Origin of the sequence: Flagellimonas ulvae (genome assembly GCF_049333175.1) — a bacterium.
In the GTDB taxonomy this organism is placed as follows: Bacteria; Bacteroidota; Bacteroidia; order Flavobacteriales; family Flavobacteriaceae; genus Flagellimonas.
In genome coordinates, this window is record NZ_CP186325.1 from 1,905,535 (window position 1) to 1,918,916 (window position 13,382).

Genomic DNA, 13,382 nt, shown 5'->3' on the forward strand with positions numbered 1-13,382 from the left:
CAAAAAAATGAAAATATTTAAAACAGTTATATTCTTCTTGGGACTCAGTATATTCCTTTCTTGTGAAGATAGATTGGACGTAAGCCCTGAAGACAGTGTAGAAACAGAAACCGTTTTTGATACCCGCGGTTCCATCAATGGTGCTGTAGTGGGAATCTATAGTAAAAATCAAAGCGGGGATTTAAACGGAAATCCTCAGCTGATGTCAGATTTTATGGCTGACAATGTGAATTTCGTAGGGAGTTTCACCTCACTTCAAGAAATTGATCAATTTGAGACCTTGGCGACCAATACTTCCATAGATAATATTTGGGCCGATGGATACGAACTTATTGGAGCTGCCAATAACGTCATTGTAAATCTGCCAGATGTAGATTTATTGGATTTAACAGAAGAGGACAAAGCACAATTTATTGGTGAGGCCAAGTTCCTAAGAGCTTTGACTTACTTCCAGTTGGTCAATCTTTTTGCTCAGCCTTTTCAATTTAATGGAGGTACTAATTTGGGAGTGCCTATAGTATTGATTCCATACTCTCCGGATATTCCTCTTTCTGAGTTTCAGTTGGAGCGATCTACTGTAAATGAAGTACATGCTCTTATTGAACAGGATTTGTTGGATGCCATTGCCAGTCTTCCAGAAAGTAATGGCGAAAGAGCTGAGGCGGGAGCTGCAAGAGCTTTGCTTTCTAGATTATATCTGTACCGAGAGGATTGGAACAATGCTGCCAACCTCGCTGACCAAGTAATAAGTTCAGGGGAATACGAATTGGTTCCCAACTTTGATTTCTATGATGATAATCCACAATCTCCTGAAAATATCTTTTCGGTAATCAACACACCTACTGATGGTCCCCAAGATGAAGATGTGCCGGGATCGGATGAAGTGTATGTTAACTTTTATAATCCAGCACCGGGAGGAAGAGGAGATGCGCCATTTAGTCAAGACCTTATTGACGCGTTTGCAGCAGAACCAGGAGATCGTCGGTTTGATGAGCTAACTCAAGCGGCCACAGATGCAGGAGGGAATGACACTTTCTTTACCACTAAGTATCCTGATGTGGTAAACAATGCCTCTGATGGAATGGTTTTGCGTATGGCCGACATGTACCTTATGAGAGCTGAGGCCAACCTTAGAGGAGGCACCTCAATTGGTGATACCCCGTTAAATGATGTGAACATTGTTAGAGCAAGAGCAGGATTGGCAGCCTTGGGGTCCGTAGATTTAGATGCCATCTTGCTTGAAAGAAGAAAAGAATTCTGCTTTGAGGGTCTAAGACGTATGGATTTGTTGAGGAACAATCTAAATCTTCGTCCAGGAGGAGGTCCTGAATCAGCACCGGGAGCTAATAAGGTGATTTTTCCCATTGTAGATAACGAGTTGGTCAATAACCCGAACATTACTCAGAATCCAGGAAATTTCTAAAATTGATTATAGTGAAGGAATACCACTGTTTAAAATTTAACAGTGGTATTTTCATTTTTAAGCTATATTGCAATTATGATAAGACTCTGTAAAACCCTCCTAGTTCTACTATTGACAGGCATTAGTCTTGAAGCCCAAACTTTACAATCCGATGATGTTACATTATATGAAGTTTCATTTTTTGTGGATATCAACAACCCAAGATATAAACAAGTTGAGGGAACAAGATATATTAATGAGGCGTTTATTCCTGCTAAAATCAATAACTTCAATAAATTATATCCTTTGCGGTTAGATGTTGTGAATAACGTTATGGAATTCAAGGAGAATAATAAAGATATTCGAGGTATATCTCCAACCCAAGATTATAGAATTGTTTTCTCAAACCCCCTAAAGAGTGTATTCGTATCCAATACAATTATTAATGAATCTGGAGATTTACAAAGAGTCTTCCTTGAAGAAATCTCAGCAGAACAGGAATTTACCTTATACAAAAGAGAACGTAAACAATTTCAAGCGGCCAAACCTGCAAAAAGCGGTTATGAGTCTGCAATTCCAGCCGCTTTCAAAAACATGAAAGACTCATATTATGTGGACTTTGCCAATGATAACATAGATTATCTATTACAAATACCCAAAAACAAAAAGAAAATCAAAACCTTCTTTGGAGACCTTGGCCCAGAAGTCCTTAAATATGCCAAAAAGGAACGACTAAAATTTGACTCAGAAGAAAACCTCATCTCCATTTTGAATTTTTACGTTGAAAAACGTTAACGCTTTCGTTTTACAAAGCTGGGTGTAGGTTTTCACTTCTTAGATGATTAAATTCGCAGTCCCTAAAACCATTTTGGTATGATTGCCACAATTTGCAGGAAGGCCCATTTTAACGCCGCGCACAGATTACACAATCCAAATTGGAGTGACGAAAAAAACATTGAGGTATTTGGAAAATGCAATAGTCCAAACTATCATGGCCATAACTTTGACCTAGAAGTCAGGGTAAGGGGAGAAATAGATATGGATACGGGTTTTGTTATGGACTTAGCGGATTTGGGAGCTCTCATTAAAAATGAAATTGAAGCACGTTTTGATCACAAAAATTTAAACGAAGATTGCCCCGAATTTGAAAACTTGTTCCCGACCACGGAGTATTTTGTAAAGGTGATCTATGACATTCTAAAGCCCAAATTGCCTCAAGGTCATTTACTCCACATCACGCTTCATGAAACCCAAAAGAATTCCGCAGAGTATGGAGATTGGTAACAAATTTCCGATATTGCGGCACCTTTTAAAGGGATATTAGCTCAGTTGGTTTAGAGCGCTGCCTTGACAGGGCAGAGGTCACTGGTTCGAATCCAGTATATCCCACAGAACGAGCCTCCAATCTTTTCAGATTGGAGGCTTTTCTTTTTTACGTATACTTTTCAGCTTCTTTTTAAACACACTATTTATTGGGTATAAAAAATTCCCTTTTAAACCCAGAATTTCCGCTTCGCTTAGTTTTTTTGGATTTGAATCCTACTTCGATTGTTCATTTGCAGCAACAACCAAAAGACAGAACAAAATTTTCACAATTAACTTTTAAAAATCTAGAATTATTATGAAAAAAAATGTTTTGAAGGCTGCAGTTTTAACCCTATTGTTAGCCTCTTGTTCTGAAGACGATTTTGTCGGGGATACCCCTGACCCTATCGAGCCTGATCCATCAGGTGAAGTTGCTGTTGTTTTAAACGAAGTGGAATATCTGGGTAACCGTGTTGAGATTTTCAATAATGGCCAAGTGGATGTTGACCTTAACGGCTATTTTCTTTGTCTAGGGCCAGGCACCTATAGACAGATTGGAGACCTTGAAACTCAAGGAAATACTAACTTAGGTCCTGGAGAGTATTTGGTTGTTTCTTATGACATGCCCAATGCCGAAGGTGGTCTTGGTTTATATATAGACAACTCTGGATTTGGAGATGCTTCCACATTAGCGGATTTTGTACAATGGGGTGCATCAGGAAGTCCACGAGAGAACGTTGCTGTTGAAGCAGGAATTTGGACTGCTGGTGATTTTGTTCCAGTACGTGGAAACGAGAATTACAGCATCATTTTTGATGGTGAAGGTACAGGTGTGGCAAACTGGGCAGAAACTACCACCGTTACTTTTGGTGAAGAAAACGTATTGACTATGCCCGAAGAATTGAGACGTAGCATAGTTCTAAATGAAGTGCAGTACGCCAGTGATGATTTAGTAGAAATCTACAACAATGGTGAAGTAGCTGTTGATTTGAGCACTTACTGGTTATGCCTAGGCCCTGGTACTTATGTACAACTGGGCAATGTAACTCCAGAGAGCGGAAACTTACAATTGGCTGCTGGAGAATTCTTAGTAGTACCTTACGCTATGCCTGATGTAGCTGGTGGTTTGGGTCTTTACTCAAATAACTCATTCGGAAGTGCGGATGCTATCGTTGATTTCGTACAATGGGGTGCTGGAGGAAGTCCTCGCGAAAATGTAGCCGTTGAAGCAGGTATTTGGACAGCCGACGACTATGTTCCCACCGTGACCCTTAGCAGTGCTAGTATTGAATATGATGGGGAAGGTGATGCTTCCACGGATTGGAGTCAAGAAATCAATCCTTCTCTTGGTTTTCCAAATGATGCAGTAAATGCTACAACTACATTCAACGTAACCATAAGCAATGTTATCAACTATCTGAATGTTCATGTATTCAACGAAAACTCAAGAACAGGGACTCCCGGTCCTTTGACTCAAAACGGTGATTCTTATGAAATTACTTTTCAGGCGGTACGTGGAACAAAACTGACCCCCGTTACCATGATGGGGAATAGTAATGACTGGTTTTTGGCTCCTGAAGATTTAGCTGGAATCGATTTATATCCAAACGGTTCTCCACTTAATGGAGTGGATATTGCCAGTGATTTGATTCTTTATGATTTGGGGACTGAGATAGATAATGAGCCTTCTTACTTCCCTCCTGCCGGTGCCAATGTAGGTCAAGCAGACCTAAACACCTTGGTAAGAACGGTCAACCGCGGAGTCCGAGGTGACTTCTACTTGACGGCTTACATTACCTACAAGCCAGGCGACGGACAATCTGCAGGTACGTTTACATTGACAATAACTGCTATCAACACTCCAGACCCTAGCCAACCTGCAAGTTCCACAAATGGATTTGTAGTAACTCCGGGTATAGCTGTACTTCATGCTCTGCCAGAGCCATTGTTCACACTAGGAACAGAAGATAGAGGTGTTGGTCTTGAGGCCATCGCTGAAGATGGTAATCCTGGTCCTTTGTATGATTGGTTCACCGAAACCGGTTCACAAGGTGCTCCTTTAAGATTATCTTCCACGCTTAGTGTTTTCTCTCCAGGTTTGGTCTACGCTTTTAACACAGATAGCGACCCATTTTTCACTCAGGGAGCTACTGTAAACCCAGAAAGTGGATTAGAAGAATTGGCTGAGGATGGAAACAATGCCGTTGCTGTATCTTATTTTGAAAACCTTGGGTTGCCCGTAGCTGCCAGTGAACAAAGCGCACCAATAGGTCCTGGTGAAGATTTGACCTTTACCATTGAAGTACCTCAAGGTCAAGACTACAAACTAGGTATTGGAACTATGTTGGTTCAGACCAACGATTGGTTCATAAGTTATAACAATAGCGGTGTAGCCCTATTCGACGAAGTGGGCACACCATTCTCGGGAACTGGCGAGAGTGATGAAGCTTATCTTTTTGATGCGGGTACCGAAGAAGACGAGCCTGTTGGCTTTGGAATCTACCAAGCACCAAGGCAAGCTGGTCCAAATCTTGGTCCTGCAGACGATAATACAACCATACGAAGACAAGCTTCCTTAACGGATGTTCAGTTTGGAAAAGGTACCATTAACAGTGCTCCTGGAGTAGTTTATCTTCAAGACCCTAGGGGTGGATACAATTTGGTACGCGTAGATATTCAACCACAATAAGAATTAGTGTTTCGGAGTATATTTAGATGCTTTTGTTGATAGAAGGCCGGAAGAAAATCTTCCGGCTTTCTTTTTAAATCTCTTATTAGTGAAGATTAAATACAAGGAATGCACCAACCCGGACAATAGGTTGATGCATTCACGACTAAAAATGGATCCAAAAGACTTTACTCTCCCTGGCCTAGAGAAAAGCCCCGTTTTCCGTTAAATTCATATAAGTTTTCTGTTTTAATTACATCAAACCCCATATTGCCCAGTTTGGACAATAGTGCGACCACGCGCTCAAAATCAATGGAAGCATATTTGGGTTCCTTACGATTTATTTTGGCATCATCACCTACAAACCTACAACGCCAGTGGTCAGTACAATAGGTTTCTTTTAGTCCTTCAGGGTATACTTTGACACCTCTGTTGGTAATCATTTTTAACTTTAAGCGATAGATTTCCAATTCAGATAGAATATCTCCCAGTTCATTGGGGTCATTACCTGGCCAATCTAGAAAAACGTCTACCCCTACCAACTCCTTGCGTTCACTTTTCCGAACATAATCAGGAATTTGAACAGCTCCCTTTCCTTGAGCCAATACACTTTTTGCTAGCTCTGTTGGGGTTTGTCCAAGATTGGAGATTACTTGATCGGCAAATTCTTGTGTGCCAACCTTCTTGGTACTTGTTCCTTCCTGATAAATATCAGCAGTATGATACCCCTTTTCCAATGTGGTCAACCACGCGTTTTTAACTTTGTCTCCTATTTCTGGCTGTCCTATATGGGCCAACATGGCAACAGCTGCATTAATTAACCCAGAAGGGTTTGCGATTCCTTGTCCGGAGATATCTGGAGCAGAACCGTGAATAGCTTCAAACATAGCAACATTCTTCCCAATATTTGCGGAACCGCACATTCCTACCGAACCTCCAATTTCTGCAGCAATGTCAGAGATAATATCACCATATAAATTGGCAGTAACTATAACATCATATTGTTCAGGTTTAGCAGCCAAACGAGCAGAACCTATATCAATAATCTGAACATTGTTTTCTATTTCAGGGTATTCTTGGGCAATCTCATCAAAAACCGTATGAAACAATCCATCCGTGATTTTCATGATGTTGTCCTTCACCATACAGGTCACTTTCTTTCTTCCAAAGGCCTTAGCGTACTCAAAAGCATATCGGATGATACGTTCACTACCAGGGCGTGTAATCAATTTCAAGCATTGGTAAACGTCTTGTGTTTGCCTGTGTTCAATCCCGGCATATAAATCTTCTTCATTTTCACGTATAATGACAACATCCATATTAGGAAAATGGGTTGGCACAAAAGGATGCAGGGCAGTAACCGGTCTTACATTTGCAAAAAGACCCAACGATTTTCTAAGGGTTACGTTTAGACTCTTATATCCCTTTCCCTGAGGAGTAGTTATAGGAGCCTTAAAGATTATTTTATTATTACGGATAGCATCCCAAGCATCCGCATCGATACCAGAGGTATTGCCAGATAAGTATACTTTTTCCCCAAGTTCGATGAACTCTGGTTCTATATTGGCACCGGCCGCCTCCAAAATACGAAGGGTGGCTTTCATAATTTCAGGGCCAATACCATCCCCTTGGGCAACGGCAACCTTCACCGGAGTATTTAGTTGTTTCCTGTTTGGCTGTCTTGTCAATACTTTTGTATCCATAAACTTTTAAATTAGATGTTGATGCAACAAATAACGTAAGAATTTCACATAAAACATTATTTAATCTATTTACTATTTATATAAATAATATTTATGTTTTGAGGTCTATCGATTGAATTTCAGAGCAATACCCTTTGTTAACCTAAAAAGATTGATAATTGTTTTTTTCCATTTAAGCACTAAGCAAAAACCATATAGTAATGTTTATGTTGATAAATGCTATATCAAGTGTTTTTCCGCAGATGTATTTATTTTTTTATTGATACTCTACCTATTAAAAGGCCGTTCTTGAATCCATTTGAAAGGTCTCTGATTTATCAAAAAATCATCTTTGTTGTAACGAATTGTTTTTAGTATCAACGTATCTTTTTGATGATAGCCTTTAAATGTGAATAAAGAATCGCTATGGGTAACTTTAAACGTATAGATATCGGTTGAGTCTCTATAATTGGCAAACAAAAGTTCGTTGGAAATACTGTCCTTACTCATCCGATAGTAAGTTTTCTGCTTTTTCATATCGAGCAAAGTGGCAAAAGTGCTTCTATCAATAGCTATATAGCGAAGCCTTAACGAATCAGTTAATAGCGGAGGTAGTACTTTACCATTACGATTATATTCTTGCACTTCGTAAAGCCCATATAGTTCTGGCTTTGGGGCTAGATATCCAAACTGCTGCACCCGTCCGTAAGTTGTGTAACTACTATAACCGACAAATGCAATTAGCAGAATCCATTTTGTTGCTCTTGTTGCTAAAAACCATTTTTTACTTCCAAATGGCTTAAAAAGCTCTTTAGGTTTACTACCTCCATAACCCAATAAAGTCTTGATAATGTTTGAGATATCTGGCAATAGAATAAGCAGACCTATGGCCACATATCGTATAGCATATAGTTTCACAGGAACATCATAAAAAACATTGAGCGCTATAATATTGCTGGTAACTATTATTATTATTAATGTGCCAAGGTTCACTGTACGCCTATGGAGTAATAGTAGACCCCCTATTACTTCCAACACACCTGATAATATAGTGTATCCTTTAGATTGTCCCATGAATGTCCATACAACTCCCATCGGAGAAAAATCACCAAATTCTGTTATCAATCTGGTAAATCCAGGCTCTGAAAACTGAAGCACAAATACCTTGGCCAAACCATAACCCAACATTACCGCGGCCAAGTAGTAGCGTAAATAGACTAAAAACCAATATTGTATTTTTGTCTTGACTTCTTGGGATAAAGGCTTCCGTTGCAGCAATATCCAAATGATTGTTCCTATACCTGCCAACACCAGCACGAACAAAAACCTAACGTAATCGTAAAGCTTATCACCACTTCCAGTAGTTTGGGCGTTCACTTCTTGGGATAGTTGTAGTAGGTCATTTCCGAACCATAGTACGACCCAGTTAACACCATTCTCCACAAACTCTGCAATACTGTCTAAAAAAGGAATATTCCCCAGTGGAAATGGGAAAAGCCAAAGAACAAAGACTAAAATAATAAAACGGAATGCAATTTTATTTTTTATCATCACTTTTGAAACATTTGTACTTGAGATGTTAGTATTGTTTGACATAGAATGTGATTGTTGTATTGTTATTGGAATAAAGGCCTAAGCTATCTTTTTTCATTTTATGAACTTTATGCAACCAAGGTTTGTTAATAGTTGACCCTATCATGTAAAGTTCACTCCCAATTTTTTCAAATATTATGTGGGATGTATCTTTTTCCTTTATAATGAAATCTTCACGAATCATGGTTCCTTTGTTCTTTTGTAGGATAAATGAAATCTGGGTCCACATTTCGGGACTACACTCAATTGTCCCTTTGGAGTTTCCGGTGACAATAGAATCGCAGGCCTGGAGCCAATTTCCATTCAAAAACTCAAAATTTATCTCTTCTTGGGAGTTAGCGGTCATCCAAGAAGTTAAACAAATGCATAGTAGTACCAATGATTTTTGCTGAATTTCAATGTTCAAAATACTTCTCATAAAAATATACGCTAGATTCTAATTTATTACTTTGTGACTGTTGGAAACGGTCAAAGGGAATCTAAAACAAAAATACCCCTGTTTAATTGTGGTCATTATAAGATCCGTTGCAAGTCTTAATACATGCTCTATACTACATAAACCACCTTTATATCCAGTGCTTACTTCTATACTTAGGAACCAATCCGCTATATTTTAGTCTGTTTTTAATGGCAAATGACTTGCTGCAATCAAAAACAGCGAAAACAGGCCTTTTCCAAAAAAAAGTAAATCCGTGAATATTTGTTCAACTTTCATCATCAATTAGTCCCTTCTTTCAAAGAATTCAATGGCACTGTTGTTTTTTGAGTACAGTTTTAGCTTTACACTATCTACATGGTATACCTTTCTTCTCCAAGCTTCTTTCTTTGATTTGTTTTCAAGTATCAACTGATTATCCTCGTTATACTTAAACGCAACCAAAGTAGTATCGTTACTACGTGGCAGCTTACGCACCAGAAGACCCTGGCTACCGCTTATATCAAATACATACCTAGTTGCATCTTCATCCATAATAGTGCACTCGATTTCATCTTTGTATTCGCCTGTTAGTAAAGAATCACAGGGTTGAATCCATTCGCCATTAAGAAAACTGAAATCATTAAGTCTTGAAATTTGCGCTGTTTTACAGCTTGCGATATACAGAATGGGGACAGTCATAATTGAAAGTAGCATAGTCTTTTTTAAATTGAGGGTTTTTCTATCCATAGGTTGATTATTTAGATTAATAAGGAAATTTTTTTGCCCATTTATGATTCGGATCTAATTCCAGTACTCGTTTCAAACTGCTACGTGCTTCTTCAATAAGGCGTTGATTGAGGTAGAATTTCGTTAAGTTTTCAAATGCATTCACAGAGTTTGGAAATTCTTGAGTGTTTACCTCAAAAAAAAGGCGCGCAGCCATTTTATTATCAAGGCCCAACGCTTTATTGCCCAACGCAATTAGGTATTGTTCCCATTCATTTTCTGGAATCTCTTCTTTAACTTTTTTTATCAGGGCATCAGCATTGGAACCTTTATGTTGTACCAAGGCATTAGACAGGTCGTAAAACAATAATTCCTGGGTATCCTTTAACTCTGGCGCCAACATTCCCGCAATGGTGTTCACAATCTCCTTTTGAATGGGATAGTACTGATACCCATTGGTCATAAGAATTAAAGTCAAATCTTGTTCTGGAAATATGCGCAATGCCGTTCTGGAACCGCTGATACCATAGGAATCTTTTTGGTTGGTGGAGTAAACATACCAACCATGTAAAAATGGGACATCATCATTAGAATAGACAAACGATGACCACATTTTGAGTTTGGTCTTTTCAGGAAAATAGCTATGGGCTTGTAACTTCTTTGCCCAATTCATAAGCCGGGGCAATGTGCTATTCAGTCCATCACTTGCCTGGTCACGAGCATACGCCCGGTCGATAACGTTCAAATGGCCATTTTCCCAAGGGTTATATCCTTCGAAGTATGCTCCTTTGCCAGAATTGGGCGATAAGTACGTTGTAAACCAAAAGTCTGCTCCATTACCTCCCAATACATTCTTCCAAAAATATTCTTCAAGAGCTTGACCAGATATGGTCTCAATCAGTTTACCCAACAACCAATAGTTAATGGCATTGAACTCATATTTTTCTCCAGGAACAAACTCCAAAGGCAGTTTTCCAATACGTTCAAAAAACATACGGTTGGATTCATTGACTCCAAAACCCAAAACACTATGTATCCCAGAGGAATTTCCAAGAATATGTTTTATTTGGATTTTTTTCCATGAATTGGGAATATCATTTAAATACTTGTATAAGTTATCGGCTAAATGTAGTTTTTCTTCATTGATTAGCTTAAAAATGGCTGTGACCACTACTAATTTTGTAATCCCAAATGTTCCGAAAACGGTCTTATTATCGATGGGAAGCCCCTTGCTTGTCTTTCCATAATATCCTTCAAATACAATAGAATCATTTCTCAGAATGCCTAAGGCCAATGAAGGAATACCATGTAATTCCATTTGGTCATCTATATATTTCTCTATAGCCTTTAGATGGTAAAAATCATCATTTTGTGGGAAGACCGCGACGCTTTGCATTAGCAAAAAAAATGATACGAGTTTCAGAAGTATTTTCATTTTTGTTTTAGGGAATTCAAGTGTTCCTTTATGCGCTGTATCATGTTTCTCGCATTGTTGTTACTTGGATTTAGTTTCAAGGGCTTTTTCAAATTATTTTTCAAAATGCTTTATCACTTGTAAAATAGATTCCTTATCCCGAATTAAGCTATCTAAAACACCTCTAAAAAAAATTTGACGGTCTTTTGGATATGGTATCTCAATATCCACAGGAATTCCTTTGTTCTCATACATCTGGCCACTTGGTGTACGATAATATTCGTTAGAAATGGCGAAGTCCCAGCCATTAGGCAACTTTTTTTCTAAAGCCGTGGACAGTGCTCCCATGGTGGGCATGCCTATTCGAGTTGCATGTGGAAGTGTCATGCTAGCCATAGCACATACTTCGGCTGCACTACCTGTTTGCTTTGATGTCAATAAATAAACAGGTTTAGTAAATGCAGCTTCGTTGGCAGGTAAAATAATGTTCCCTTGTGGAGATTCTCCACCATTATATACTAAACTTTCATGGGCTATTAACTTAGGCGTATCATTAAACCAACTTAAAAGTTCAAGACTCACTAAATCTTGGCCTCCACCATTAAACCGAAGATCCAAAATAATCGCATCCATATTTTTAAGATCGTTCATGGCCATTTTCATAACCCTTTCCATTCCTTCACGTTCTTTTTCAATGTAGTTGCCTTCACCTATTTCATTAAATGTCTTTTGCCATGCAGCTTCCCATCCTAAGGTTTTGATCAAGTCTTTGGACATCCCCAAATCAGTATACAAAAACATTGCTTTTACTTGAATGTAACCAATACCCTCTGTAAACTCTCCCCATTGCAAAATGGGAGACTCTCGGGTCATTTCGTTTTCCAAATGGTTTTTGGCCACTGCACTGGCCACTTGAAAGTCACCAATTTCTGGAAGAGCATCAGTTTCTTCTTCATTACCCCCTTCAATCGCTTCCCACTGTTCGTAGATTGAATCACTTGCTTCAAAGGATCCATGATTATCATTGATGGCCTCAAAGGTTTCTTCCATTACCTTATACAAGGTTATATCTGATGGGGAAGCTGTTATTTGTTTCTTATGAGCACGATAGATGGAATCCCAGTTTACGTTATTCATCTCGAAAAACGCATAATTGTCTTTAATGGTTGAAGCAAATACCTCATAATTAAAAATGGGGTCTCTCGCAGTTTCTTCATCTAAAGATTGCCCGCAAGCTTCTGGTAAGAATTCTGAACGAACAAAACGGTATTCAATGGCTCCGCGTCGCAATTTTAAGGTGTCATTTTGAAGGTATAGTCTGTCTCCAAACTCATCGATATGTGAATTTCTAGCAACTAAACAAGAAACACGAGTAACATCGTACTCCGTGTAACTGCCATCTTTTGCAACATCCAATATCCAGCTATTGCCCAAGGATTGCCAAGTGCCCTCTATTGTGGTTTCTTTCTTCTTGTCTTTACTGCAACTACTAAAACATAGGGCCAAAACAACAATACTTCCTAAAATTTTTCTCATGCTATTTTTTATTTACAATTTGGTTTAACCATTGGTGATAATACTTGTTTGTGGTTTTATCTTGATACACATGCCCACGATTTTCTACAATGCGAGAAGACACCTTGGCACCAGCTTTTTCCAAATTGCCAATAAGCTGCCTTGCCGCAGATACATCTAGTGCCGGATCTTTAGTACCATGATATACGAACACCGGAATGTTCTTAAAAGCTGCACAATATTGTTGTGACGTGAAATTGGGATGATTGCCATCCAACCACATATTGGCCAGATTGGGATGACCAGCAAAAACGGCCACACCGGCATATCGTTTGGGATGTTCATAGAATGTTCTTAAGGCACCGTAACCTCCCATAGAAAAACCGCCAATAATGACCTTGTCGGTGTCTACTGAAAAATGGGCTGTTACATCTTCAATAGCCTCGACAATGTCAATTTGAGACTCCTTGCTGGCATATGTATAATATTTATCTCTTCCATATGGAGCTAGCTCTATGAATGACCCATTACTTCTGGGCAGCTTTAAAAGTGTTTGTTCATCTTGACCACTACCATGTAAAAAAACCAGAAGTGGATACTTTTTTTTAGGGTCATACTCTTTGGGTAGTCTTATTGAATAGGGTTGCAACGTACTGTCT

General features: G+C 38.9%; 11 protein-coding genes and 1 tRNA gene. 5 read left to right on the plus strand and 7 right to left on the minus strand.

Annotation, left to right across the window (positions count from 1 at the left end; genetic code table 11):
* Nucleotides 1-7: 7 nt before the first annotated feature.
* The 5 genes from ACOKFD_RS08805 to ACOKFD_RS08825 all read left to right on the plus strand — a co-directional run bounded on the left by ACOKFD_RS08805 (nucleotide 8) and on the right by ACOKFD_RS08825 (nucleotide 5,396).
* A complete protein-coding gene (locus ACOKFD_RS08805) occupies nucleotides 8-1,423 on the plus strand; it encodes a RagB/SusD family nutrient uptake outer membrane protein (protein WP_422860880.1) in 1,416 nt (471 codons plus the stop codon).
* Nucleotides 1,424-1,498: 75 nt separating this feature from the next.
* A complete protein-coding gene (locus ACOKFD_RS08810) occupies nucleotides 1,499-2,197 on the plus strand; it encodes a hypothetical protein (protein ID WP_422860881.1) in 699 nt (232 codons plus the stop codon).
* A 78-nt stretch (nucleotides 2,198-2,275) separates the two neighbouring features.
* Nucleotides 2,276-2,686 (plus strand): 6-carboxytetrahydropterin synthase, encoded by a 411-nt coding sequence (locus tag ACOKFD_RS08815; RefSeq protein ID WP_299000190.1) that lies wholly within the window; start codon nucleotides 2,276-2,278, stop codon nucleotides 2,684-2,686.
* Nucleotides 2,687-2,716: 30 nt separating this feature from the next.
* Nucleotides 2,717-2,791 (plus strand) — tRNA-Val (locus ACOKFD_RS08820).
* 232 nt (nucleotides 2,792-3,023) lie between these two features.
* Nucleotides 3,024-5,396 carry a spondin domain-containing protein gene (locus ACOKFD_RS08825; RefSeq protein WP_422860882.1) on the plus strand — a complete coding sequence of 791 codons (2,373 nt, stop codon included), beginning with the start codon at nucleotides 3,024-3,026 and terminating at the stop codon, nucleotides 5,394-5,396.
* A 167-nt stretch (nucleotides 5,397-5,563) separates the two neighbouring features.
* Here the strand turns inward: ACOKFD_RS08825 and ACOKFD_RS08830 are convergent, their stop codons facing one another.
* The 7 genes from ACOKFD_RS08830 to ACOKFD_RS08860 form a co-directional block, all read right to left on the minus strand.
* On the minus strand, nucleotides 5,564-7,078 hold the full coding sequence (locus ACOKFD_RS08830; protein WP_422860883.1) for an NADP-dependent isocitrate dehydrogenase: 1,515 nt from the start codon (nucleotides 7,076-7,078) through the stop codon (nucleotides 5,564-5,566).
* A gap of 267 nt (nucleotides 7,079-7,345) precedes the next feature.
* Nucleotides 7,346-8,608, minus strand: coding sequence for a hypothetical protein (locus ACOKFD_RS08835; RefSeq protein WP_422860884.1), 1,263 nt, complete (start codon nucleotides 8,606-8,608; stop codon nucleotides 7,346-7,348).
* Between the two features lie 28 nt (nucleotides 8,609-8,636).
* A complete protein-coding gene (locus tag ACOKFD_RS08840; RefSeq protein ID WP_422860885.1) occupies nucleotides 8,637-9,068 on the minus strand; it encodes a hypothetical protein in 432 nt (143 codons plus the stop codon).
* 303 nt (nucleotides 9,069-9,371) lie between these two features.
* Complete coding sequence (locus ACOKFD_RS08845; protein WP_422860886.1) at nucleotides 9,372-9,815, minus strand: hypothetical protein; 444 nt, start codon at nucleotides 9,813-9,815, stop codon at nucleotides 9,372-9,374.
* Nucleotides 9,816-9,831: 16 nt separating this feature from the next.
* Nucleotides 9,832-11,229, minus strand: coding sequence for a serine hydrolase (locus ACOKFD_RS08850; RefSeq protein WP_422860887.1), 1,398 nt, complete (start codon nucleotides 11,227-11,229; stop codon nucleotides 9,832-9,834).
* A gap of 93 nt (nucleotides 11,230-11,322) precedes the next feature.
* Nucleotides 11,323-12,744: a S41 family peptidase gene (locus ACOKFD_RS08855; RefSeq protein WP_422860888.1), complete on the minus strand. Its 1,422-nt coding sequence runs from the start codon at nucleotides 12,742-12,744 to the stop codon at nucleotides 11,323-11,325.
* Between the two features lies 1 nt (nucleotide 12,745).
* Nucleotides 12,746-13,372 (minus strand): alpha/beta hydrolase-fold protein, encoded by a 627-nt coding sequence (locus ACOKFD_RS08860; protein ID WP_422860889.1) that lies wholly within the window; start codon nucleotides 13,370-13,372, stop codon nucleotides 12,746-12,748.
* Nucleotides 13,373-13,382: the final 10 nt, after the last annotated feature.

Coding starts and splice junctions, on each gene's coding strand:
- ACOKFD_RS08830 (WP_422860883.1), bottom strand. CDS start 7,078: ATGGATACAAAAGTATTGACAAGACAGCCAAACAGGAAACAACTAAAT.
- ACOKFD_RS08825 (WP_422860882.1), top strand. CDS start 3,024: ATGAAAAAAAATGTTTTGAAGGCTGCAGTTTTAACCCTATTGTTAGCC.
- ACOKFD_RS08840 (WP_422860885.1), bottom strand. CDS start 9,068: ATGAGAAGTATTTTGAACATTGAAATTCAGCAAAAATCATTGGTACTA.
- ACOKFD_RS08845 (WP_422860886.1), bottom strand. CDS start 9,815: ATGGATAGAAAAACCCTCAATTTAAAAAAGACTATGCTACTTTCAATT.
- ACOKFD_RS08805 (WP_422860880.1), top strand. CDS start 8: ATGAAAATATTTAAAACAGTTATATTCTTCTTGGGACTCAGTATATTC.
- ACOKFD_RS08835 (WP_422860884.1), bottom strand. CDS start 8,608: ATGATAAAAAATAAAATTGCATTCCGTTTTATTATTTTAGTCTTTGTT.
- ACOKFD_RS08810 (WP_422860881.1), top strand. CDS start 1,499: ATGATAAGACTCTGTAAAACCCTCCTAGTTCTACTATTGACAGGCATT.
- ACOKFD_RS08850 (WP_422860887.1), bottom strand. CDS start 11,229: ATGAAAATACTTCTGAAACTCGTATCATTTTTTTTGCTAATGCAAAGC.
- ACOKFD_RS08815 (WP_299000190.1), top strand. CDS start 2,276: ATGATTGCCACAATTTGCAGGAAGGCCCATTTTAACGCCGCGCACAGA.
- ACOKFD_RS08855 (WP_422860888.1), bottom strand. CDS start 12,744: ATGAGAAAAATTTTAGGAAGTATTGTTGTTTTGGCCCTATGTTTTAGT.